The sequence below is a fragment of the Amycolatopsis balhimycina FH 1894 genome (genome assembly GCF_000384295.1).
GTDB lineage: Bacteria > Actinomycetota > Actinomycetes > Mycobacteriales > Pseudonocardiaceae > Amycolatopsis > Amycolatopsis balhimycina.
On sequence record NZ_KB913037.1, the window covers coordinates 1107243 to 1129438 of the forward strand.

Genomic DNA, 22196 nt, shown 5'->3' on the forward strand with positions numbered 1-22196 from the left:
ACCGCCGAGCGCCGCGCGTTCCCGGGCGGCACCATCCTGCCCGGCCTGATCAACTGCCACGTCCACCTCGTCCTCGACGCCGGACGCGACCCGGTGCAGGCAGCAGCCGATGCGACCCACGCCGACCTGGCGGAACGAGCGGGCCGCCTCCTTCGCTCGGGCGTCACGACGATCCGGGACCTCGGTGACCGCGACGGACTCGCCATCCAGTTCCGAGACCAACACACCCAGGGGCCGCGAATCGTCGCGTCCGGGCCACCGATCACCGTTCCGGACGGACACTGCTGGTTCCTCGGCGGCGCCACCGACGGCGAAGCCGAGCTCCGCGCGCGTGTGCGGCACAACGTCGAACTCGGCGCCGACGTCATCAAGGTGATGGCATCCGGTGGCCAGATCACCCCGAAATCGCCGCCAATGTGGGAGAGCCAGTTGACCAAGCGCGAGCTCGCGGTCGTCGTCGACGAGGCAGCGAAGGCACGCCTACCAGTCGCCGCACACGCTCACGGCTCGGACGCGATCGCCCGCGGCCGCCGAGGCAGGCGTCGCCACCATCGAGCACTGCACCTGGATGCAGGAAGGCGGAGGTGGCTACGACCTGCGGGACGAGGTAGCCGAGAAGATCGCCGAGCGCGGGATTTTCGCCTGCGTCGCCTGGCCCTCGGACTGGCGAGCCGTCATGAACCGCTTCGGTGCCGCACGCGCCGAGGCTGTGGCCAACCGGTTCAAGTGGATGGCCAGCCACGGCATCCGAATGATCCCCGGCACCGACGCCGGCACCGCGAACTCCAGCTTCGACGACTACGCCGGCGCGCTCCAGCTCTACGGGCACCTCGGCTTCGACCGCGAACGAATCATCGAGATGGCCACGACAACGAGCGCGGAAGCCTTGGGTCTCGGCGGCACAACCGGCCAGCTGACACCGGGCTTGTCGGCGGACCTGCTGGTCACGACGGGCGACCCGCTCTCCGACCTGGCCAACTTGAGGCAGCTTCACCTGGTCTTGGTCAGGGGGCTGCCCGCCACAGCAGCGGCGAGATGACAGACTCGGGCGCGGAACATCTCCTACGGGAGGGTAGCGCCATGCCGTGAGGGCGGTCGTCCTCGACATCGGGGAAACCGTGCTCGACGACACGCGCGAGTGGAACACCTGGGCGGACTGGATCGGCGTCGGCCGGCACACGTTCTCGACCGTGCTCGGCGCTGTCACCGCGTCCGGCCGGGACAACGCCGAGACGTTCCGGTACTTCAAGCCGGACTTCGACGTCGCCGCCGAGCGACAGCGCCGCGAGGACGCCGGCAACCGGCGAGCACATCGACGAGAACGACCTCTACCCCGACGTCCGGCCCGCCCTCGCCACGCTCCAGCAGAAAGGGCTCTGGGTCGGGCTCGCCGGCAACCAGACCGCCAAGGCCGGGAGCCTGCTCCGCAAGCTCGACCTCCCTGTCGACGCGATCGCGACCTCGGCTGAGTGGGGCGTCGCCAAGCCGGATCCCGCCTTCTTCCGGCACGTCATCGAGCTGGCCGGCGTCGCTCCCAACGAGCTGCTCTACGTGGGCGACCACTGCGACAACGACGTCGTCGCCGGTCACGCCGCCGGGCTCTGGACCGCGTTGATCCGCCGCGGTCCCTGGGGACTCTGTGGGCGGACGCCCCGGCGGTTCTGGCGAACGCCGACTGGGTCATCGACTCCCTGAACGAGCTGCCCAGCCTGATCGCCAGAACTTCGGCGGCCTGAGGCGTCGCGAAGCCGGATCCGGCGTTCTTCCAGCGCGTCGTCGAGCTGGCTGATGTGCCGCGGAGCGAACTGCTCTACCTCGGCGACCACCGCGACAACGACATCGTTGCCGGACTCTGGACCGCGCTTCTCCGCCGTGGCCCGGCCAAAGTTGATCACGAGAGTGTGAACATGCGCGGACGGTGATCCTCACCCGGCAGCGCGCGCACCCTGCGGAACACGTCGTAGCATCTCGTGACGTGGCCGACGAACTCAATGGGCAAGAGCTGACGCGCTGGAAGATCCACGGCGAGCGGGTCGTCGACGACACCCGTCGCCTGCGCCTGAGCATCGCTTCGGTTGAGCTACCCGACGGAGTGAAGTTCGAGCAGTACGTGCTCCGCATGCCCAAGGCCGCGATGATGGCAGTTCTCGACGACCAGGACCGCGTGCTCATGATGTGGCGGCACCGGTTCATCATCGACCGGTGGGTCTGGGAACTCCCTGGCGGCTATGTCGACCCCGGCGAGGACCCCGCGGCGACAGCTGTCCGCGAGGTCGAGGAAGAGACCGGTTGGCGGCCGCTGAACGTCGAACCGCTCGGATCGATGCAACCCACCGTAGGCAGCGCGGACGCCGAGAACCTCCTGTTCGTGGCCCGCGGCGCGGAGTACGTCGGCGAGCCCGAAGACATCAACGAGGCCGAGCGGGTTGCCTGGATACCGCTCGACACGGTCCGTGACCGCATCACCAAGGGTGAGATCGTCGGCGCGGCTTCCCAAGTCGCCTTACTCCACGTCCTCGCGTTCTACCGATGAACCGGCGTGGGCACGCCGGCGGCGTCCATCTGCGCGTAGAGCGCACGCACCCTTCGGTCGGCGCGGTAAGGGCTGAGCCGACGGCCGACGTCGGCGAGGTACGCACCGCCTCGGATCGACCGGACCTGCTCGCTCATGCGCACCGCAGCCGTGGCCTCCACGCACGCTTCATCGACCCTGCCTTGATCGGCCAACGTCGACGCGAGCAACGCGGTGTTGAACAACTTCCCACGCTCGTACCCGTCGTCCATCCCGAGCGCTCGGCGTGCGAACTGCTCGGCTTCGGCCGCGGAGCCGAGATCGCGGAACACGTGAGCGAACTTCGCCGACAGGTACGCGCTGTCGAAGTAGTTGAGCCACGCCGGCCCGGCACCGGGTGAAAACCGTTCGAAGGCCCGCTCGGCTTCGCGGAGTGCCGCGAAGCAGGCCGAGGAGTTTCGTTGAAGAGCGTGGCCATGGGCTTCGAGCACCGCGGCCTCCGCCTGCAGCGCGGCCAGACCGGACCTTTTTGAGGTACGCCTTGCCGCAAGCGCCATGTCGACGGCGACCTCGGGGGCGCCGTTGAATGCAGCGTGGTGGCTCATGGCTGCCAGCATCTCGGCTTCGAGCGCATCATCACCAGCGTCCTGCGACAGCTTCAACGCATCACGCAAGCGCCGTTGTCCTTCCGCGGCGTTGCCAATATCGAACGCGATCCAGCCGGCAACCTGGTGTAGTTCGGCGGCCGCACCGAGCAGTTCTTCGCGTGCCGCAGCTTTTCTGGTCGTATCCTTCAGCATCGGCGCGACGGTCGATGTCAGGTAGTTCGTGATGGTCGTCGTCGCGCGGCTGTGTCCGCCCCCGAAGCGATTGTCCAGACGCCGGAACGTCGCCGTCATGTCGCGCACGATCTCGACGTCCGTGCTGCGAGGCTTATGCGGGCCGGCAGCGGCGGTTGGCCCGGCGCCGAGCAATGATGCGCCGATCGCCGTGGCGCCGACACCTGCGGTCCTGAAGAACTGTCGCCTTTGCACACATCCGAGGCTAATGTCGTCGCCCGAGTCGGCCAATTCGTCGACGGTATGGGAAACGCTGAACCACAGCAGTGCCGGAGGAACCTGCAGGGCCTTCGCCCAGCGTTCGAGGTTCACCAGGTTGCTTGGAGGGCGGGCGCCCGGCGCTTCCAGCCGGCTGACTTGCGCCTGCGTCAGGCCGAGCCAACGGCCGAGCGCTGCCTGTGACACGTGCGGGTTGGATTCCTTACGATAGGCGGCGAAGAGCCAGCCGAAATGACGATCCTTCAGCGCAGCGCTGATGCTCTCCGCAGCCCAGAAGGTGTCCGGCTGAGGCGGCGCCTCGTTCGCGATCAACACCCGGAGGCAGGGGCCGCAGTGGTTGCTCACGCGGTCACGAGCCAGGCGCGCGCCGCATTTCTCGCACCTTCTCGTCGACATCTGCACGCTGGCTCCTCTCCTCCTCAATACCTGGCACGCAGTGTATTCGATTGAACACAACACCGTGTCGGATTTCATCCTCCGGATGTATGGAATCCGGTACCACACGACTCCTACCTGCTGAAACTCATACGTCGACGTCGTTTGCGGCCGCAACGTTCCGCTGCACGCTCAACCCATGCAAGCGACAGCGGTAGCACACGGTGACAACAAGATCCCCCGCGACTCAGGTGCCTCGACCGAAGTTCAGGTTGCCTCCTCGGGTCCGGTTTCGTTGGCCGTGACTCCCCAGCCGAAAGGGGCTGTCCTCTTGGAGGCCGCGTTCCGGCAGCTCAGGCGACCGCGCGAACACGGTGAGCAGCTGACCGAGATGGATCATCAAGCGGCGACGCTGGTACTCGACACCTTCTGGCCGAAGTTCGGTACTCCGCGACCACTGCCGGAGCGCTGGCGATAACAAGCCACGGTTCTTCGTTTGTATCCCAAACAACACGACAATCTGCAGAGAGATCGACCATGTCATTGCCAACCATCCGCCGCCCTGCCGCATTGATCGTCAGCGCCAGCCTCCGCGAGGCACGCGAACGGCGAAAGATCGGGCTGCGCCGACTCGCTGACAAGCTCGGCGTGTCACCGGCGCGCCTGTCCGGCTGGGAGCTGGGAACCCACATCCCGCATCCTCCCAATGTCGCCCACATTCTCGGCTTCCTCGGGATCAGTGGCGCCGAGTACCAGAGGTTCATGGAGCTGGCGAAGCACCTCCATGACGACAACCTCATCACAGGCGAGGACGCGCAGGCCTTCAGTCTGATGTGGACGTACGAGCAGCTGGCGGAGCGGGTCGTGGAGTGGGCTCCTTTCTGTCTTCCCGATCTCCTTCGGACTCCACAACACTTCGATCGCGACCCCGGCGCGGACGAGAGCCCGTCTTGTCGCGAACTGGAATCACTTGAACGAACCGTTCGCCAGCAAGCGATGCTGAACGGTCCTCGCCGCTACCTCTTCCTCATCAGCGAGGAGGCAGTACGTGCGGCAAGCAACGAAGCTGACGCTGAGGAACAGATCCAGCGCCTTCGAAGCGCGGCGAGCCTGCTCCACGTCACTGTCAGGATCGTGCCGACAACCGCGAACGAACTGAGCCCGCCTCACGCTTTCACCCTCTTCGAGAACCGACGCACATCGATTGCCGTAGCGTTCAAAAACGTTCATTGCACCGCGTACCTCACAGAGAAGGTACTGCTCGACAAGTATTCGGACACCGTAGGAGCCCTTCAGCGCCAAGCCTCGACGGAGGCGGCTGAAGCCGACACGCTGGACGGCTTCACGTGGGGCCGAGCGTCATGACGGCCGCGGTGATCTACATCGATCCCCTCATGATCCACCCGGTGATGGACGGCGTGTGGCACCACGCACGCCTTGCAGGCATCCCCGACCCGGGCGAGGCGATCACCATGCTCTGCGGCGTCACGGGCGTCGCAGCATTCCTGCCGCTGAGCCAACGGCGGCACAGCACGATACCCCGTCAGTGCGAACGATGCGACGCGATAGTCCGGCAACAGCGAGGCATCCCACTGCGGCAGAACCGAACCGGAAGAAACTGAACCTGCCCTAGCCACAGCCATTCGCATCGTCCTCAAGGGAGTAAACGATGACCGTCCGTCCGATCGCCGTCGACGAGCAGGCGTCGAGCTGCTACTTCCGCACCACCGTCGACACCCCATACCGCAAGGCTCTGGTGCAGATCACCGAGCGGTGCAACCTGCGCTGCGCGCACTGCTTCGTCTCCGCCACCAAACGCGGCAAGGACATGCCGCTGACCGAGGTCGTCAAGAAAGTCGTCCCTCGGCTGGCCGACGCCCGAGTTCGGCGCGTGACGCTGACCGGCGGCGAGCCGACCGTTCACCCGGACTTCCTCGGCATCGTGCACGCCTTCCGCAACGCCGGAATCGACGTCGGCATCTGCACGAACGCCACCGAGCTCGACGACAAGCTCATCCAGCAGCTGACCACGGCCGGAGTCCACGTCAACGTCTCGCTCGACGGGTTCGCCGCCGACTCCCACGGCCTGTTCCGCGGCGACCGCGCCTCGTTCGACGTGACCGTGGCCAACGTCCGCAAGCTCGCCGCGGCTGGGCTGCTGCAGGGCCTGCTGTGCACGCCGAACTCTTTGGCCGCCAACGAGGAGTACGTCCGGCTGTGCGCCTTCGCCCGCGAGAACGGCGCCCGCTACGTCCTGCTCAACCCGCTGGGCAGCATGGGCCGCGGCGTGAAGTCCCAGCGAAAGCTCGCCAAGACGACCATGCACATGCAGGAGATCTTCGAGCTGACCGCCCCGTTCGACGGCCCCGACTTCGACATCGCCCACATCCGCTTCCCCAACACCGACCGCAAGCCCCTCGCCGGCTGCGAGGCCGGAACGATCATCTACGTCTTCACTCCGGGTGAGGTCACCGTCTGCCCTTACCTCGTCTTCGCCGCCCGCACCCCGATCTCGCGGCACCCCGACACCGACTTCATCGTCGGCAACATCTTCACCGATCGCGACCTCGCCGCCCGCCTCGACAACTACCGCTTCCACGAGCGGTTCCAGGTCGACGCGAACCCGACCTGTACGTCCTGCAGCCTCGAACCCCGATGCGGCAAAGGCTGCCCCGCCGCGGTCGTCGCCGCGGGCGGACGCATCGGCGACGTCGACGCCGAGCAGTGCCCCGTCACCGCCGAAGAACACCGGCTGCTGCCCCTGGACGTCGCATGAGCGCGCTGCGGCTGCCGGGCAAGCTGGTGGCATTCGAAGGCCCCGGCGGCGTCGGCAAGACGACGATCACTGCGCTGGTCGCCGAGCTCCTCGGAGCGGACGGCGTTCCCGTGCACGCCACCGTCCAGCCGTCGCGCTCCCCGCTGGGCGAACTGGCTCGGCACGGCACCGACACCTACCGCGACATGGCTCTGGCCTGCCTATGCGCGGCCGACCGTCACCACCAGCTGACCAGCGAGATCCTCCCGGCCCTGGCCGAGGGCAAGATCGTGCTCTGCGACCGGTACGCGGCATCGTCGCTGGTCCTCCAAGGGCTCGACGACATCCCGCTCGATGTCGTCTGGGCGCTCAACCACGATGTGTACCGCCCCGACCTCGTGTGCGCGCTCAACGCTCCACCCGCGGACGTCGAACAGCGACTCCGCGCCCGCGGCGGACACAGCCGCTTCGAGCGCACCCCCGGAAGCAGCTTTCGCGAAACCCTCGGCTATCTGGCGGCCATGACTTTTCTGCGCGACCAGGGCTGGCCCGTCGAGATGATCGAGTGCGCCGACGATCCCCGCGCCACGGCTGGCACCATCGTCGACCTGATCCACCGCATCTTCACGGAGAGCCCGGCATGCCCCTGACCGTCCTCACCCTCAACGTCGGCAACCCCGCCCTCGAACGAGGCCGCCGCCAGCGCGACTGGCTCGCCCGCCGCCACGAGGACGTCTTTGTGCTCACCGAGACCGGCTCCGGGCCCGGCACCCAGCTGATCGCCGAGTCCTACCGCGACGCCGGCTGGTCAGTCACCTACCCCGAGCACCCCGACAAGGAACGCGGCGTCATGCTGCTGTCCCGGTTCGAGTGCACGGTGGACCCCATCGGCGCTGCGATGTCCTACCTGCCCGCCCGGCTGGCCGGCATCGTGCTGGACACCGACGGCGGTCCGCTGCGCGTCCTCGGCGCCTACGTCCCCTCCCGCGACGCCACCGAAGCTAAGACCACCCGCAAGCGCGCGTGGATCGACGCCTTCCACCAGGCCTACGAAGCCACCGGGGACGACGCCGCCGTTCTCCTGCTGGGTGATCTCAACGTCCTGGAACCCGGTCACGTACCGCCGCACCCAGGGCAGTTCGCGCCGTTCGAGACCACCTTCTACACCGCGCTCACCCAACGGCACGGCCTCACCGACCTTTTCCGCGCGCTGCACCCGACCGCCGTCGAGCACAGCTGGGCCCGCCGCGCGGAACTCGGCTACCGCTACGACCACGCCCACGCCTCCACCCCGCTCCTCGCCCACCTCACCAGCTGCACGTACGTCCACGACACCCGTTCGGGGAACCCCGCCCTCACGGACCATTCAGGACTCGCCGTCCAGCTGACGCTCACCGCGACCGCGCCGCTGATAACCTCCGACCCGGCCGCGGACCGCGAGGCAACGCTGTTCTAGCCAGAGGGCTCGTGCCCGGCCGCCACACCAGCCGCCGAGCACAAGGGGCCTCACCGGATGACCGTCGCCAGCGACCCGACGTTGCGGGTCGGCGCCCGCGTCCTGCTCCTCAACCCCGCCGACGAAGTCCTGCTCATCCACGCCCGCGATCCCGACAACCCCGACCATCACTGGTGGGAACTCCCCGGCGGCGGCCAGGACCCGGGCGAGAAGCTCGAGGACACCGCCCGCCGCGAGATCGCCGAGGAAACCGGGCTGGTTCTGGACGAGATCGGCCGCAAGCTCTGGACCCGCGAGAGCCGCTTCACCTACCGCGGTCAAGAGCACCACCGCCTCGACCACGTCTACCTCGCCCGCACCGACCACGACGCCCCGCAGGTCGCCCTCCGACACACCGCCAACGAGCGCGCCGGCCTGATTGAGCGGCGCTGGTGGTCAGCTGCCGCGGTCTCGACCTGCCGTGACAAGCTCTTGCCCGCCGAGCTGCCCGACCTCCTGCAGGCACTCTTCGACGACCGCTTCCCAATCACTCCCCTGACACTCACTGCCTGAGACCAGCCTTCCCGCGTGGGCGCATCGCTGACCAGGTCGGCATCGCGATCGGACACAGACCGACTGCGCCACCGGACCGTCTAGCAGCGGAGCCGTCCAATGACACGACGAGGGCCGAGCCATCGCGGCTGCGCAAACGTCCGGCCGAAGCCGAGGAACTGATACTCAGCGGTGATGTGAGAATCACCGAGAGTATCCATCCGGCGGCTCACGCACAGGCCCAGCGGTCACCGCACCGACCTCTGTGCTGTCGATATCGAGTTCGACCGACCGCTCGGCCAGCGTGCCTGCGGCCGACGGATGGGCGACTGAGACGAGGCCGACGCCCGGGCTTCCCCGCAGCCGATCGCGACAGCGATTCACACGACCACGCAGGCTCTGCGCGGATATTATCAAACGGTTTCAGTCCGCACGGTCGACGTAAAGCAGCGGTATCCCCTACGAAAATCGACCGCACCACACGGTGTAGCGTGTCGGAAAGCTATCTGCTTGCGGCGCGGAACAATGGTCGCTGATGCCGATGTCCGCAACGGAAGGTGGGGCGCTCGTGGTAGAGGATGGGTTCGATCGGTGGCCGACGTTCGCTCTGAGCCCAGCTGAGTACGAGCGCGCCGTCGTCGACATTGTCACGACGACGGGCCACGAGATTACCGACTGGCGAGTAGAGCACCTGGACCCGGTCGAGGGCATGGACGGCACATACATTATCGATGTGACCGCCCGGTTCAGGGTTATGGGCGCCGATTTCGTGATCCTCTTCGAATGCAAAAGACACTCTCGCCCGGTCGAACGCGAGGACGTCCAGGTCCTCCAGGACAAGCTGCGTTCGACGGGAGCACACAAGGGTGTTGTCGTCGCTGCAAGCGGGTTCCAGCGTGGCGCGTTGCAGTACGCGCAGAAACACGGAATCGCGTGCGTGAGGCTGGTCGACGGAGCCTGGACATACGAGACACGTGACCACAACGCACCGGCCGTCCCGCAACCCACAGGCAACTTTCTCGCGTACGCCCGCAGTCTCGGCGACCGGGGATTCCGCAATGTGCTGCTGAGCGACCAGCAATCGTCGGTACGCGACCTGCTGTTCACTACCTCCGGCGAGATGCCGACGGTATAGACCCCGGAGAACGAGTTGACCATGCGGTTCCACGGCACGTTTATCGGGATCGACCGCTACCAGGCTGCCGACATCGGCTTCCTCACCTCTGCGGTACGCGACGCGACCGCACTGCACGCGCTGTTCACCGATGGCTTCGACGGCGAACCTGCTCTGCTGACCGACGCGGATGCGACCCGAGCCAAGATCGTCGAGGAGCTACGGCGGCTGGCGGCGTCCAGCAGCGACGACGATCTGGTCGTCGTCAGCTTCTCGGGTCACGGCAGCACCACACACGAACTGGTCCCGTATGATGCGGATCGCGCCAGGCTCGAGGAAACCGGGCTACCGCTGGAAGACCTCGCCGAACTTCTGAACCAGATCCCGGCGGCGACGCTGATCTGCGTGCTCGACTGCTGCTTCTCCGGCGGATTCGGCGCCAAGGCCCTGACAGCTCCGTTACACGCTCGCGGTCTTGAATCGGAGCTCGACCTATTGGAGCACATCGCCGGCCACGGCCGGATCGTTCTCGCTGCGTCCGCGCCGAATGAGCGGGCATACGAGGACCCCGGGCTTGGTCACGGCCTGCTGACCTACGAGCTGCTGACAGCGCTGCAGGGAGCGCCGGAGGTCGTCAGCGGTGGCAAGATCGACGTGTACAAACTCCTTGAACACGTCACCCGCAGGGTAGTCGACGCGTCCTCGGCAGTCCGCAAGGAACAGCATCCATGCTTTCGAGGCAGCCTCGCCGGCACGCCGACGTGGCCGATCCTCACGCCGGGCGCCCGATATGCGGCAGCCTTTCCCGAGTTCGTTCGCCAGCCCGCGACAGCGGACCTGGACAGTCTGGCATCCTTTGGCATCCCTCAGGTAGTCCTGGACACCTGGGGGCGGTCGATAGCCGAGCTCAATGCGCTACAACTGGCCGCGATCAACGACTTCGGCGTCCTTGACGGCAAGAACCTGCTCGTCACCGCTCCGACCTCGTCGGGCAAGACCATGGTCGGCGAACTGGCCGCGCTCCGTGGCGCGGTGGACCACCAGCGCGCATTGTTTCTGCTCCCCATGCGCGCGCTGGTCGATGACAAGTACGCGGAATTCACGCGCAAGTACGCCGATCTCGGTGTCGTGACCATTAGGTCGACCGGGGAAATCAGCGACGACAACGCGGCGCTGATGAGCGGCCGCTACGACATCTGCCTGATGACCTACGAGAAGTTCGGCTCGATGATCCTCGCCAACCCGTACTTGCTGCGCCAAGTCGGCACGATTGTCGTGGACGAGGTGCAGATGCTGGTCGACCCGGGCCGCGGAGCAGACCTCGAGTTCGTCTTGACCCTGGTCAAGAGCCGCCGGGCCGCCGGAATCAATCCGCAGATCATCTGCCTGTCTGCCGTCATCGGCGACACCGGCGGTCTGGAGCGCTGGCTCGACGGACGGCAGCTCCGGCGGGAAGAACGCCCTGTGCCCTTGGTCGAAGGCGTCGTCGACGGGACCGGCCAGTACCGGTACCTGGACGAGGAGGGACAGCCGAAGGCCGAGAAGGCGATCACGCCGTTGTGGAGTGGCAAGAACAGCAGCCAGGATGTGGTCATCCCGTTGGTCGCCAAGCTTGTCAGCGAAGGCAAGCAAGTCATCGTCTTCCGGGAAACCAAGGGCGAAACGCTCGGTTGTGCAGGTTACCTGTCCGCACAGCTCGGTCTCCCACCGGCCCAAGCCGCGCTCGACGCCTTGCCGACGGGCGATCTCTCGACATCCTCCGAACGGTTGCACAAGACGCTTGCCGGAGGGGTCGGCTTTCACAACGCCGACCTCACCCGCGAGGAAAGGCTGGTCCTCGAGGAGGAGTTCCGTCGTCGCGACACCGAGCTTCGTGTTCTCGTAGCCACCACCACGCTCGCCATGGGCGTGAACACTCCCGCATCCGCGGTAGTGATCGTCGGGCTCAATCATTTCAGCGGTCCGTACACTGTCGCCGAGTACAAGAACATGGTCGGCCGGGCCGGCCGGCTGGGGTATGCTGAACACGGTGAGTCCTACATCGTCGGAACCCGAGGTCTCGACGTTCAACGGATCTGGTCTCGTTACGTCACTGGCAGGCCCGAGGACGTGAAATCGGTTTTCCTCAAAGACGTCACCGACCACCGGACGCAGGTGCTTCGCACACTCGCAGCGCTGCAGCCCGGCCCGGACGGCAGCGTCGAGTCCGACGTGCTGATCTCCTTCCTGGAAAGCACCTTCGCCGCATTTCAGCAGCGTCAGGCCAACCCCGGATGGAGCTGGGGAAAAGGCCGCATTCTCGGCATCCTGAGCGAGCTTCAACAGCACCAGCTGATCGAGATCGTCGACGGTGGTCGGTACCGGCCAACCGACCTCGGGCGGTTCGCAGGCGAAGGTGGAGTATTTGTCGACTCGATCATCCGGCTGGTCGAAGTGCTGCGCCACGTGACTGCACAACCGAACTCGACGACGTTGATCACCGCCGCCCAAGTGACGAAGGAACTCGACGATGTCCACTTCCCGTTCCATCGGAAAGCCAGGAATACCGAACACCGACGATGGCCGCAGGAGCTGATGAACCAGCAGGTCGAGCCGCGCGTGCAGAACATGCTGCGCATTGGCGGCACCGACCAGCTCGCCAGCGCGGTCAGGGCGAAGAAGGCCATGGCCTGTCTGCTGTACGCGAGCAGCACACCACTCGGCGTTGTGGAACAACACCTCATGCAGCACAACCTTGGCAACGAGGCCGCGGGCGCGATACGTAGCGTCGCCGGTCGCACGCGCGACTTGGTACCGGCCGTCATGCGAGTGTTCACGTTCCTGCACCCCGATGTCGCGACGAGCTCCCTGGCCGAGCGCACGATGGTACGTCTCGAACTCGGCATCCCAGCCGAGCTTGTCGACCTTGGAATGGTGCTCGGCGCCGAACTCACCCGGGCGCAGTACCTCGCACTTCTCGGCCACGGCATCACGACCCCTGATGAGGTCGAAGCCAGCGACGTCGAGAGCCTGGCCGATCACCTCAACGTCTCTACGGCCAGGGCCGCTGAGCTCCAGGCCTTCCTGCACAACCGTGAGCGGCAGAGCGAGGAGTCGTTCGTCCCTTTGCTCCCGCCGCCCACTGAGTAGCACCGTCGTGGACACCCGCGGCCGCAGAAAGCTAGGTGTACTGCTCGGGGAGGTCGCGATCGTGGTCACACATGGTCGGATGACCTTGGTGTGACGGAAGGCCTCCGGTTCGGTGTGGATTGCGACGTCGACACCAGCCCAACGGAGGTCCCCGTGACCCACGCCAACGCACCCTGACCCCGACCGGCAGAGACTCCACCTGGCCCGATGCGTCGTTGAGCACGGCTGACCGCTACGACTACGACGGGCGGCGGAACGGGCTCCAGGTGCGGTTCTCGACCACCGTCTGCAGGGCCGGCCGCTACCGCGACCTCGGCAAAGCCGGCATGGCCGACCAGCCCAGCCGCCCGCGCACCAGTCCAGCCCAGACACCGACGCGGACCGAACGACGAATCGTCAAGGGCGGGGTACTGCGGCGCTGAGATGCGAGTATCTGCCCGCGTCGCTTGTGCGATGACACTGACAAGTGTGTAACAAGACCGCCGAAACAATCGACTCTGGGGCTATGAGTCCTGCGGCCCGCACTACAGCGATCGTCATCGTCGCCGCCGTTCTAGTATTACTCGCGATCCTCATGCGACGACTGTCGAATCACCCAGACCGATGGACGATCACCAGCGGTGTAATTGGTTTGATCGGAATGATCGCCGCCATCGTCAGCGCGACAAACGATTGGAACTCGTCACCATCGGCAGCGCCAACGGTATCACCTACCGCCTCAAGCCCCACCGCGTCTTCACAGCAAACTCCGACGACGCAGCCTCGAGTCGAGCCGAGCATGCAGTACCCCGGTCAGACTTCCCTGCCGCCAGATTCACCGCTTCGGGAAACTGGACTGCCACACATGGAGGACGCCTGCGAAAGGGCCGGATATCCGGCTGACGCATGGATTCCGGGTCAGACCAAACCGCACAGCTTCGCAGGTCGTGTTCTTCACGCCACTGACCAGGCCTACAAATGGACTTGCGGGTCGAACAAAGGACCACAATTGACACGGGAAGAGATCACCGTTGCATGTCAGGTCTGGGCACCCGACACTCAAGCCTACTCATGGGACCGGATTTCGCGTACTCCTGGACGTGCATTTAGGACGTGACCTGCACTGCCTGCCGGGCACAGAATCTCATTGAGCCAATGCTAACGCCCGGTGGATGAATGACGCAGGATTATTGCAATTCCGCCGGCCCTGGCTCCACTCTGCCGCCCGCGTCGGCTTTTACAGCCGTTGTCACTGCGCTAGAATCGGCTCGGTGTAAATATCGGGCGCGTAGCTCTTCGCCTTCCGCACGAAGAACGCGCAGCGAGTACCGAAAACCACATCCAACCGGGGCATCAGTCATATGCCGCTTTCATCGACGACATCGGCATGATTCCGCCCGAGACCCGAGATAAACCTGACTTCTGGTGAACCCGACGTACCCCAACCACTGAAGTCGCGCACGATGTCGCTGACCGAGCCGATAGTAGCCGGCGTCCATGCCTCGGCGCTGGTTGCGAACAGTAGCCGGTCGGCGCGCAGCCACGCCGCCACACGACACTTTTTCTCCACCTCCAATCTGGCCTTTCGGCCGGTCAGGTCGCTACCGCTCTTGCACTCGGCCACGGTAAGGACATCGTCGGCATACGCCACCAGATCCACTTCGACCTGTGGTTTGCCTCCGTCGAGAAACGTGACCTCCTCGACGTCGCCGAACGACGAGCGCCGGTCCTTCCGCGTCGCCCGCAGGTATGCCGACAGCAGGGCAGACACTTCACCGTGCTCGGCCAGAACATGCCGGCCCACCGGATGCAGGTCGTAGAACCACGTCGGCTCGTTCACGGGGAGCTTCCACGCGGACCGGTCAAGGTCGTTCAACGCGTCACAGCGGGCGCACCGCCAGCGCTGGCCGAGCCGATCGATAGTCTGAAACTGCTTCTGCTGGCACGTCGAGCACAGAAGCACCATCCCGCGGCGCAGCATCCCGGAACTTAGAGCGGCATCCACCCGGTCACGCACGTCGGCCTCTGTCAACGCCTCGGGAACTTTGACCCCCGGTGGTCTCCGGAAAATTGACCCCTCCGCGGTGTTGCTGTCTAGTTCCGGTCGGGGTTCTGCTGCTGGTCGCGTAGCAGGTTGCGGCGCTGGCGGGTCCGGTAGGAGTCGCCGGTCAGGGTGAGAACTTCGGCGTGATGGACCAGGCGGTCGATCATGGCCGCGGCGACGACGTCGTCGGAGAAGGTCTCACCCCAACGCCCGAACGGCAGGTTCGACGTCACCATCACCGAGCCCTGCTCGTAGCGGGAAGCGATGAGCTGGAAGAACAGGTTCGCCGCGTCCTGATCGAACGGGATGTAGCCGACCTCATCGATGATAATCAGTTTGTAGCGGCGGATCTTCTTGAGTTCGTCCTCGAGCCGGTTGCCGTGGTGGGCGGCGGTGAGCCGGGCGATCCAATTGCTCGCGGTGTCGAACAGCACCGAGTAGCCGGCCTGGGTGGCTTTGACGCCGAGCCCGATCGCGAGGTGGGTTTTGCCGATGCCGGGCGGGCCGAGCAGGATCACGTTCTCGGCCTTCGCGAGGAACGTGCCGGTCGACAGATGCGCCAAGATGTCGCGGCGCAGCGAAGGCAGGTGATCGAGGTTGAAGTCCTCCAAGGTTTTGACCGCCGGAAAGTGGGCGGTGCGGATCCGCATCACGGTGCCTTTGGATTCGCGGTCGGCGACCTGGCGGGCCAGCAGCGCAGCGAGGTATTCCTCGTGTGACCAGTTCTCGTCCCGGGCCTGACCGGCCAGCTGCTCCCAGAACATCCCGATCGTCGGGGTCTTGAGCGCCCGGGTGAGATAGGCGATCTGGGACGGCAGCCCATCTTTCGGCGCCGCGGAGGTGGACTCGGTTGTGCTCACGTGTTGCTCGCTTTCGTTGGTGGTGCAGTGAAATCGACGCCGAAGAGCGCGTCGTAGTCCGGCAGGGCCCGCATCGCGACGACGTGTCCGTCGGCGTGACGACGGGTCTCGCCGGAGGCCTCGCGGCGCGCGCGTTCGGCCGCGAAGTTCTTCCGCAGCAAGGCCGCGGCCTGCTGGTGGGCCGGATCAGTGATCACGACCTGCTTGGCCCAGCAACGGTCGTGCCGGGCGACGACCTGCCCGTCGCAGGACACCTTCACCTGCTCCGGGGATGCCGCGATGTCGACGAACCGGCCGATCATCCGCGGGTCGACGGAGTAGTCGACGGTGTCGACCCGCACGTAGTAGTCGCGGCCGAGCCGGACCCGCTGGTTCAGCCCGATCGGCGGGGCGACCGGCGGCAGCGGCAGCATCGCCTGGTAGTCGGTCTCCAGCAGCTCCACCGGGCGACCCTGGATCGACCGGACGGTCCGGTTGTTCGCCTGGGCCAGCCACGCATCCAGCTGGATGTTGAAGTCCGCGGGTGAGGTGAAAACGCGGCCAGGCAGGAACGAGGTCTCCAGGAATTGGTTGTTCCGCTCGACTATGCCCTTGAACTCCGGGTCCCGCGGTGGCGCGAGCACGATCTTCGTGGCCAAGGTGCCGGCGAACGCCGCGGCCGGGACGCTGACCCGCCCGGTCCCGCCGATCGCGGACTCCCGGTCCCAGACCAGTTGCTTGGTGACCCGGCCGATCCCGTTGATCAGCTGCCACATGCCCGACAGGATGTCCCCGGCCTGCCGCGACGGGATCATCGTCGCGGTAAGGAACCGTGAGAAGCACAACGTCATCACCAGCACCGGCAGCATCCTTTCCTGACCCGCGGCGACCGGGATCCGTGGCTCGGGGAACCACAAGTCACACTGGGTGACCTGCCCGGGCTCATACGCCACCCGGTCGACCGGGTCGATCCCGGCATATTCCGGCCGCAACGCGGCCAGCTTCTTCTTCAACGGCGACATAGAATGCGGCCAGCCGATCTTCTGCGCGATCACCGGTCCCGGCAACCGCGGCCATTCGGCCAGCAACGCCCGGATCTGCGGCTCGAACGCATCCGCCGCCGACCCTCGCGCCGCCCGCTCATACTTCGGCGGCCCGTCCGATCTCAACGCCGCCCGGACCGTGTTCCGTGCGATACCCAGCCGCCGGGCGATCTCCTTGATCGGCACGCCCTCGGCCCGATGCAACCGGCGGATCTCCGCCCAGTCCTCCACGTTCAGCACCCTCCTACCTCAGAGGGGTCAACTTTCGGAGGGCGCCTGGGGGTCAGTTTTCACGAAGCGACGACAGCCTCATCGAGGCCGGCGACGCGCGTGCACATTCCGGCGAAGGTCAACACACCCTCCGTTGACGACAGTGACACGCCGTCCCCGTCCGGGTACGCCACCTTGCTTGTCGAACTGGTCACCAACATGCCGCGGAGCGCCGACAACAGAACTCCACCGAACACATCGACGTACTGCTCGCGCCCTCCGAGCATGCCCACTAGCAGTCCCGTGCGCAGACCAGCTTCACTCGGCCTCGCTACAAGATCGCGTTCCGCCGCCTTGGCTCTGATCCATGCGACGAGGCTCAACTCGCGGAGTGCGACTCGGGCAAGGGTGTTTTCCGGCCTGGTCCCGCGCGTGACGAAGTCATTCCGCCGTGACTGGTAGGTCATGCCGTGGCGGCTGCTTCTTGCCCATGTGGACATAAAAGCCGGGCGGCTACCGAACAGCTCGATGCTGTCCAAACCACGTCGACGCACAGCACGGCTGTCCTCCCAGTGCACGTCGACGTGCCACTGAAGATCCTCCTGAGCCACCAAATCGGCACTCACGAGCACCGGAGCAGGAAGCGGTGCAGCCATTCGACGAGTACCGTCCTCCGCGACGGATATCGGCACGGTCACCTGGCTGTCCCACTGGTCTTCCACGGCCAGACTCACGGTCGGCTGCTGTCGCCACGGCAACTTTGGACTGAAGATCACATCGAGCTTCGGATCCTGCTGCCCAGGGATCTTGATCTGATTCGCCGCAACGACACGGTCGCGCGTGACCTCGAGTTCCTTTTCCGATCGCGAGATCGACGTGATCGCCAGGCGGTTGGAGTTTCGAGCGAGATCACGTGCGATCCGTGCAATACGGTGTCCGAGACGCCACCGTACAGTGCCCTCACCATCAAGCAACGACGACGGCAGCCAGAATCCGGTGCCGAAGGTCAGCTGCCAGAGGCGGGCCAGCGCAAAGTCCTCGGCGCTGTCGCCGACGACCAAGAGTCCGGTGCGGTGGATGTCAAAGCCGGTATGAACGTCGACGAGATGCGTCTTGGATCGGGCGTGGGCCGTCGGCGTCATCTTGGTGTCCATGCCAACTGCTACACCGGGATGCCACATCAACTCGTCGGGCGCTGAGCAACTCGGGTCGTCGAGCAGCCAACCGGCCAGCTGCTCCCGAAGGTCATCGTCGAGCACAGGTTCTTTAGCATTGTGCTCTGGTGGTGCGGCGACACCAGCGTGATTTGCTACGGCAGCACCGAGCACACCTCCCCAATGCGCGGGACAGGCAAGGACGGATGCATGCCATGTCTCCGACATATCCACGACGTTCGGGAAATGGCCGGTCGGCTCGTCGCCCAGGTACTCGATGCTCTCGTGCCAGGCACCTCCACGGCGAGAGGCGTAGGGAGAGCACACGGCAGCGATCTGTTCCCGTGCGGCGTGGTCGGCGGCACTCGGCACAGCCTCGTCCACCACCATGCTGAGCATCCGCTCTCGCTCGTCTCCTGAGAGAGGTTCGCCGTCATCTCCGGCGATCGTGAACCAGCCCGGACGGAGATTTTCCAAGTCGTCCACAGTTGGGCTGTAAGTCACGACAAAATCTGGGTCATATGCCTCGCATGCGCGCAGCAGTACGGGGTCGACCTGACCACCACGGTGCGGTACGACTGCGAAGCCAGCACCGCCCCAGGCCCGGTCCGCGCGATACAGAGCGCGACGCACCCAGTAGCTCCAATGCTGGCCGCCGTCGACGATGATAACGACTCGCGGAGGGCGCAGGGTCGTACTTACCGAGGTGTACGACAAGATTTCGGTCGATGCCACTGGCCGATTGAACCATGCGATACGTGGTTCGAGCCGCTGCCCCATCGGTGCGTCATATTTCCCAAGTTGAGCTAATCCGATCGAGGCACTTCATGGGTCGCAACACACTCTCGTCCTCGCCAGATCGACCACATCAACTGCCAAGCGCTGGCCCGTCGGCTGCGCAGGTGCCTGCGATGGGGCGCGCAACGCCAACGACCGACGCCTTGGCGTGATCATCGCAAAGGCGGTGTCGAACGCACCCTCGACCAGCTTGGGCTCCAAGCCGGGAGACCACCGCATCAACTCGTTACCGGATTACCTGCCCCGCAAGCTGGCGCTGGCGTTCGAGAGCGCCGTACGGAACCATCACCGGGTGCACGCCGCACTGTCGCCCACATCGTGCGGCCTCAACCGTCCTGCTGGTGAATACTGTGCGGCGAGATGCATCCTCGCCGAGATGCACCACCGAAGCGTGCAGCTGCGGAAAAGAGCCCTCAGTGCCATAGTGGCAGGGTGACGGGAGGACCACCCATGCAGCACGAACCGACGACGCCCTGGCCACCTCTTCCGGTTCCACACCAGCTCCCCGCCCGTTCCCGAGGTTTTTCCGGGCGAGAAGAGCAACTCCTCTCGTTGGACAAGCAATGGGGCCACTCAGGCCCTGAGTTACCGGTAGTGGTGGTCACCGGCATGCCGGGAGTCGGCAAGACTTCACTGGCAATCGAGTGGGCGTGGCGGGGGATCGGCAAGTTCCCCGACGGGGTGTTGTACGTCGATCTTCGGGGTTACTCGCCCGGCCAGCCGTTGCCGCCGAGCACTGCTCTGCGTGGATTCCTCGATGCTTTGGGCGCTGTCCCGAACCAGGTCCCAGAGAATCCCGACGCCCAATCACGCCTGTACCGGACTCTGATCGCTGATAAACGAATGCTGATTATCTTGGACGACGCAAGGGACGCTCGTCAGGTCATTCCACTGCTGCCGGGAACCGCGTCGTGTACCGTCATCGTGACCAGTCGCCAGTCACTCACCGAGCTGACCGCCGTCCACGGCGCACGCCGGCTGAAACTGGACATCCTCGGGGAAGCGGAATCGCGAATTCTGCTGGCTCAGCTTGTCGGAGCGGACCGCGCCGCCTCTGAACCCCAGGCGATTGACGAACTGGTCCGCACCTGTGCCGGACTCCCGCTGGCATTGAGAATTCTCGGTGGACGAGTACGGGAACGCCGTCGCCTGCCGTTGGCCGGCATCGCCGCCGAATTGCGCACCGCCGTACTCGAACCCAACGAAGACGACCCGACAATCAGCCTGCTGTCGGTGCTGTCCTGGTCTTACCAAGCCCTTCCGGCCGATGTCGCGCGCTCCTTTCGCCTGCTCGGCCTGGCGCCCGGGCCGGACTTCGGGCTGAACGCCGCTGCCACCTTGAACGAGCGGAGCATCGACCAGACCCGGCACGCTCTGGCCGTCCTGGACCAGACCAACCTCGTCGAACACCGGACACCCGATCGGTACGCGCTTCATGATCTGGTACGCACCTACGCCCTTGAACTAACCCTTTCGGTTGACGGCGAGGCCGTTCGGTCGGACGCTCGCGACAGGGTGATCGATTTCTACCTGCACACCGCCAAAGACGCGAACCAGCAGCTGTCGCAGCGCAAGGGCCGTCTCGAGCTCGGTCAGTTCGCACCTGGCACCATTCCCCTGACCTTGGCGGACGCGATCGAGGCCTTGGCGTGGTTCGATACCGAGCACATCTGCTTGCTTGCGATTCAACGGCTGGCCTCGACCTTGGGCCGGTACAGCGCTGTGTGGCAGCTGGCCATCGCCATGGACACCTACCTGCGGCGTAAGGGCAGCTTGGACGATCGGCTCACGAGCTGGCGGACAGCACTCGCCGCGGCCGAGCACCTCGGCAAGGCGGGTCCGCTGGCCCTAGCGCTTCGCCAACTCGGTGATGCCTGTTCCCGCTCCGGGCAACACGCCGAAGCTCTCGATCTCGCGCAGCGAGGCCTCGAACTGTCCGAGCCTGCCGGGGCCGCCGAACAAGCCGAAGTCCATCGGACGCTGGCGATGATCTTGGAGCGCCAAGGGGACAGCGGACGAGCTCTCGACCACGCTCTTCAGGCTCTCGACCGCGTTCGCACGCTCGGTGACGGCTTCGCCGAAGCGGAGGTCCTCAACTCCGTCGCCCGTTACGCCGCCCGGCTCGGTCATTTCGGCCAAGCTCGCGATCACTGCAGAGCGGCGCAGGAGTTGCACCGCTACCACCCCGACCGCGCCGAAGAGGCTGACACGCTGGACACCCTGGGTTACCTCGCCCACCATTCAGGCGAGTATCCCCAAGCCCTGACGCTCTATGGTGACGCTCTGCAACTACGCCGCGACTTGGGTGACCTCTACCAAGTCGCTGACACACTCCGCAACCTCGGCGAAATCCACGCAGGCGTCGGCGATTACCAAACTGCCCATTTGCGCTGGACCGAGGCCCGCGAGCTGTTCACCGAACAGGGCCGGACGGAAGAGGCCGAGGACACGCGACACCAGGTGGAAGCTCTGTATCATGCTGCACCGGGCGACGCGGAAGAGATCACGATCCACACGTCCGGTGACGACGGTCAACCGGTGCGAGACGCCTTGGTCGAACTTCTGGAGGTCGCCGGATTCGACATCATTTCGCTGGACGTACCCCAGCACGGGTCCTGGTTCCAGCGCCTGTTCGTCACCAAGAAGGACTCCCAAGGCGGAGAAGAGCTGGGCCGGCTGGTGGCGGCTGCGGTGGCCAACCAGCTGGACGGCACAGTGAACGGCGCGGTAGTCCAAGCTCGCAATATCTCTCTCAACCACAGCACCGCAGGTGTCGGGCACAACGAACAAGAAGCCAACGCGATCGCCCGGTTGCTCGAAGCGTGCCAAGCCCAGGACGAGGTCGCCGTCTGCACCAGCTCCTTCGTGCTCGTCAAGGTCGACGGCCGAATCACCTGCTGGGTGCCCACCGCTGAGACTATGCGCATCTTGCGCGCCAATCCGCAGCTGCTGCACTCTCCAAAGGAACTCTTCGACACACTCTCCCGGCTTCCGGAGAGCACTGCCGGTGATCAATTGCCCGGTGATCGGCCGAGCACGACCGCGCACGGCGACCTCCCAGCTTGAGGACCGCCCGCCATCGCGCCACAACCGGCAGAAAGCAGGCGGCAACCACGTCACGTCGATTCGACCGGCGCCGCGCGGATACGTGGCCTGACGCTGTTCCTCCAGCATGCGGCAGCTGGCGCAGTGACTACGG

General features: G+C 65.5%; 17 protein-coding genes and 2 pseudogenes. 13 read left to right on the top strand and 6 right to left on the bottom strand.

What is annotated here, in order from left to right; all coding sequences use genetic code 11:
• Window positions 1–48: 48 nt before the first annotated feature.
• The 3 genes and pseudogenes from A3CE_RS50060 to A3CE_RS0104220 all read left to right on the top strand — a co-directional run bounded on the left by A3CE_RS50060 (window position 49) and on the right by A3CE_RS0104220 (window position 2533).
• A pseudogene (locus A3CE_RS50060) lies at window positions 49–1039 on the top strand (amidohydrolase family protein).
• A gap of 272 nt (window positions 1040–1311) precedes the next feature.
• A complete protein-coding gene (locus A3CE_RS59540; protein WP_342668278.1) occupies window positions 1312–1695 on the top strand; it encodes an HAD family hydrolase in 384 nt (127 codons plus the stop codon).
• A gap of 280 nt (window positions 1696–1975) precedes the next feature.
• A complete protein-coding gene (locus tag A3CE_RS0104220) occupies window positions 1976–2533 on the top strand; it encodes an NUDIX hydrolase (protein ID WP_020638815.1) in 558 nt (185 codons plus the stop codon).
• Here the strand turns inward: A3CE_RS0104220 and A3CE_RS0104225 are convergent.
• Window positions 2524–3966: a helix-turn-helix domain-containing protein gene (locus tag A3CE_RS0104225; RefSeq protein WP_245589774.1), complete on the bottom strand. Its 1443-nt coding sequence runs from the start codon at window positions 3964–3966 to the stop codon at window positions 2524–2526. The two genes, A3CE_RS0104220 and A3CE_RS0104225, sit on opposite strands and share 10 nt — an antisense overlap.
• Window positions 3967–4482: 516 nt before the next feature.
• Between A3CE_RS0104225 and A3CE_RS0104230 the strand changes: the two genes are divergently transcribed.
• The 9 genes and pseudogenes from A3CE_RS0104230 to A3CE_RS0104270 form a co-directional block, all read left to right on the top strand.
• Window positions 4483–5310 (top strand): Scr1 family TA system antitoxin-like transcriptional regulator, encoded by an 828-nt coding sequence (locus A3CE_RS0104230; RefSeq protein WP_084641251.1) that lies wholly within the window; start codon window positions 4483–4485, stop codon window positions 5308–5310.
• Window positions 5307–5567 (top strand): hypothetical protein, encoded by a 261-nt coding sequence (locus A3CE_RS0104235; protein WP_245589424.1) that lies wholly within the window; start codon window positions 5307–5309, stop codon window positions 5565–5567. Before A3CE_RS0104230 ends, A3CE_RS0104235 begins: the two co-directional genes overlap by 4 nt.
• A gap of 47 nt (window positions 5568–5614) precedes the next feature.
• Window positions 5615–6721 carry a radical SAM protein gene (locus A3CE_RS54725; RefSeq protein WP_020638819.1) on the top strand — a complete coding sequence of 369 codons (1107 nt, stop codon included), beginning with the start codon at window positions 5615–5617 and terminating at the stop codon, window positions 6719–6721.
• Entirely contained in the window at window positions 6718–7350 is a 633-nt protein-coding gene (tmk, locus tag A3CE_RS50065; protein WP_020638820.1) for a dTMP kinase, read from the top strand. Before A3CE_RS54725 ends, tmk begins: the two co-directional genes overlap by 4 nt.
• Window positions 7341–8156, top strand: a complete 816-nt coding sequence (locus A3CE_RS0104250) for an endonuclease/exonuclease/phosphatase family protein (RefSeq protein ID WP_020638821.1) — start codon at window positions 7341–7343, stop codon at window positions 8154–8156. The genes tmk and A3CE_RS0104250 overlap by 10 nt, the downstream gene beginning before the upstream one ends.
• Before the next feature lie 57 nt (window positions 8157–8213).
• On the top strand, window positions 8214–8708 hold the full coding sequence (locus A3CE_RS0104255) for an NUDIX hydrolase (RefSeq protein WP_020638822.1): 495 nt from the start codon (window positions 8214–8216) through the stop codon (window positions 8706–8708).
• A 514-nt stretch (window positions 8709–9222) separates the two neighbouring features.
• A complete protein-coding gene (locus A3CE_RS50070) occupies window positions 9223–9822 on the top strand; it encodes a restriction endonuclease (RefSeq protein ID WP_020638823.1) in 600 nt (199 codons plus the stop codon).
• Between the two features lie 21 nt (window positions 9823–9843).
• Window positions 9844–12930 carry a DEAD/DEAH box helicase gene (locus A3CE_RS0104265; protein ID WP_020638824.1) on the top strand — a complete coding sequence of 1029 codons (3087 nt, stop codon included), beginning with the start codon at window positions 9844–9846 and terminating at the stop codon, window positions 12928–12930.
• Window positions 12931–13129: 199 nt separating this feature from the next.
• Window positions 13130–13349, top strand: a pseudogene (locus tag A3CE_RS0104270) (IS481 family transposase); the annotation flags it as partial.
• A gap of 172 nt (window positions 13350–13521) precedes the next feature.
• On the opposite strand, the gene A3CE_RS56065 reads toward A3CE_RS0104270, so the two are convergent.
• The 5 genes from A3CE_RS56065 to A3CE_RS0104290 all read right to left on the bottom strand — a co-directional run bounded on the left by A3CE_RS56065 (window position 13522) and on the right by A3CE_RS0104290 (window position 18934).
• Window positions 13522–13710, bottom strand: coding sequence for a hypothetical protein (locus tag A3CE_RS56065; protein ID WP_125592185.1), 189 nt, complete (start codon window positions 13708–13710; stop codon window positions 13522–13524).
• Between the two features lie 556 nt (window positions 13711–14266).
• Window positions 14267–14926 (bottom strand): hypothetical protein, encoded by a 660-nt coding sequence (locus tag A3CE_RS0104275; protein WP_125592183.1) that lies wholly within the window; start codon window positions 14924–14926, stop codon window positions 14267–14269.
• A 77-nt stretch (window positions 14927–15003) separates the two neighbouring features.
• Window positions 15004–15813, bottom strand: coding sequence for an IS21-like element helper ATPase IstB (gene istB, locus A3CE_RS0104280; RefSeq protein ID WP_020638826.1), 810 nt, complete (start codon window positions 15811–15813; stop codon window positions 15004–15006).
• Complete coding sequence (istA, locus tag A3CE_RS0104285) at window positions 15810–17075, bottom strand: IS21 family transposase (RefSeq protein WP_020638827.1); 1266 nt, start codon at window positions 17073–17075, stop codon at window positions 15810–15812. Before istA ends, istB begins: the two co-directional genes overlap by 4 nt.
• Before the next feature lie 50 nt (window positions 17076–17125).
• Complete coding sequence (locus A3CE_RS0104290) at window positions 17126–18934, bottom strand: hypothetical protein (RefSeq protein WP_125592181.1); 1809 nt, start codon at window positions 18932–18934, stop codon at window positions 17126–17128.
• 513 nt (window positions 18935–19447) lie between these two features.
• Here A3CE_RS0104290 and A3CE_RS50075 point away from each other — a divergent pair.
• Window positions 19448–22063, top strand: coding sequence for an ATP-binding protein (locus tag A3CE_RS50075; protein WP_084641254.1), 2616 nt, complete (start codon window positions 19448–19450; stop codon window positions 22061–22063).
• The last annotated feature ends 133 nt before the right edge of the window (window positions 22064–22196 follow it).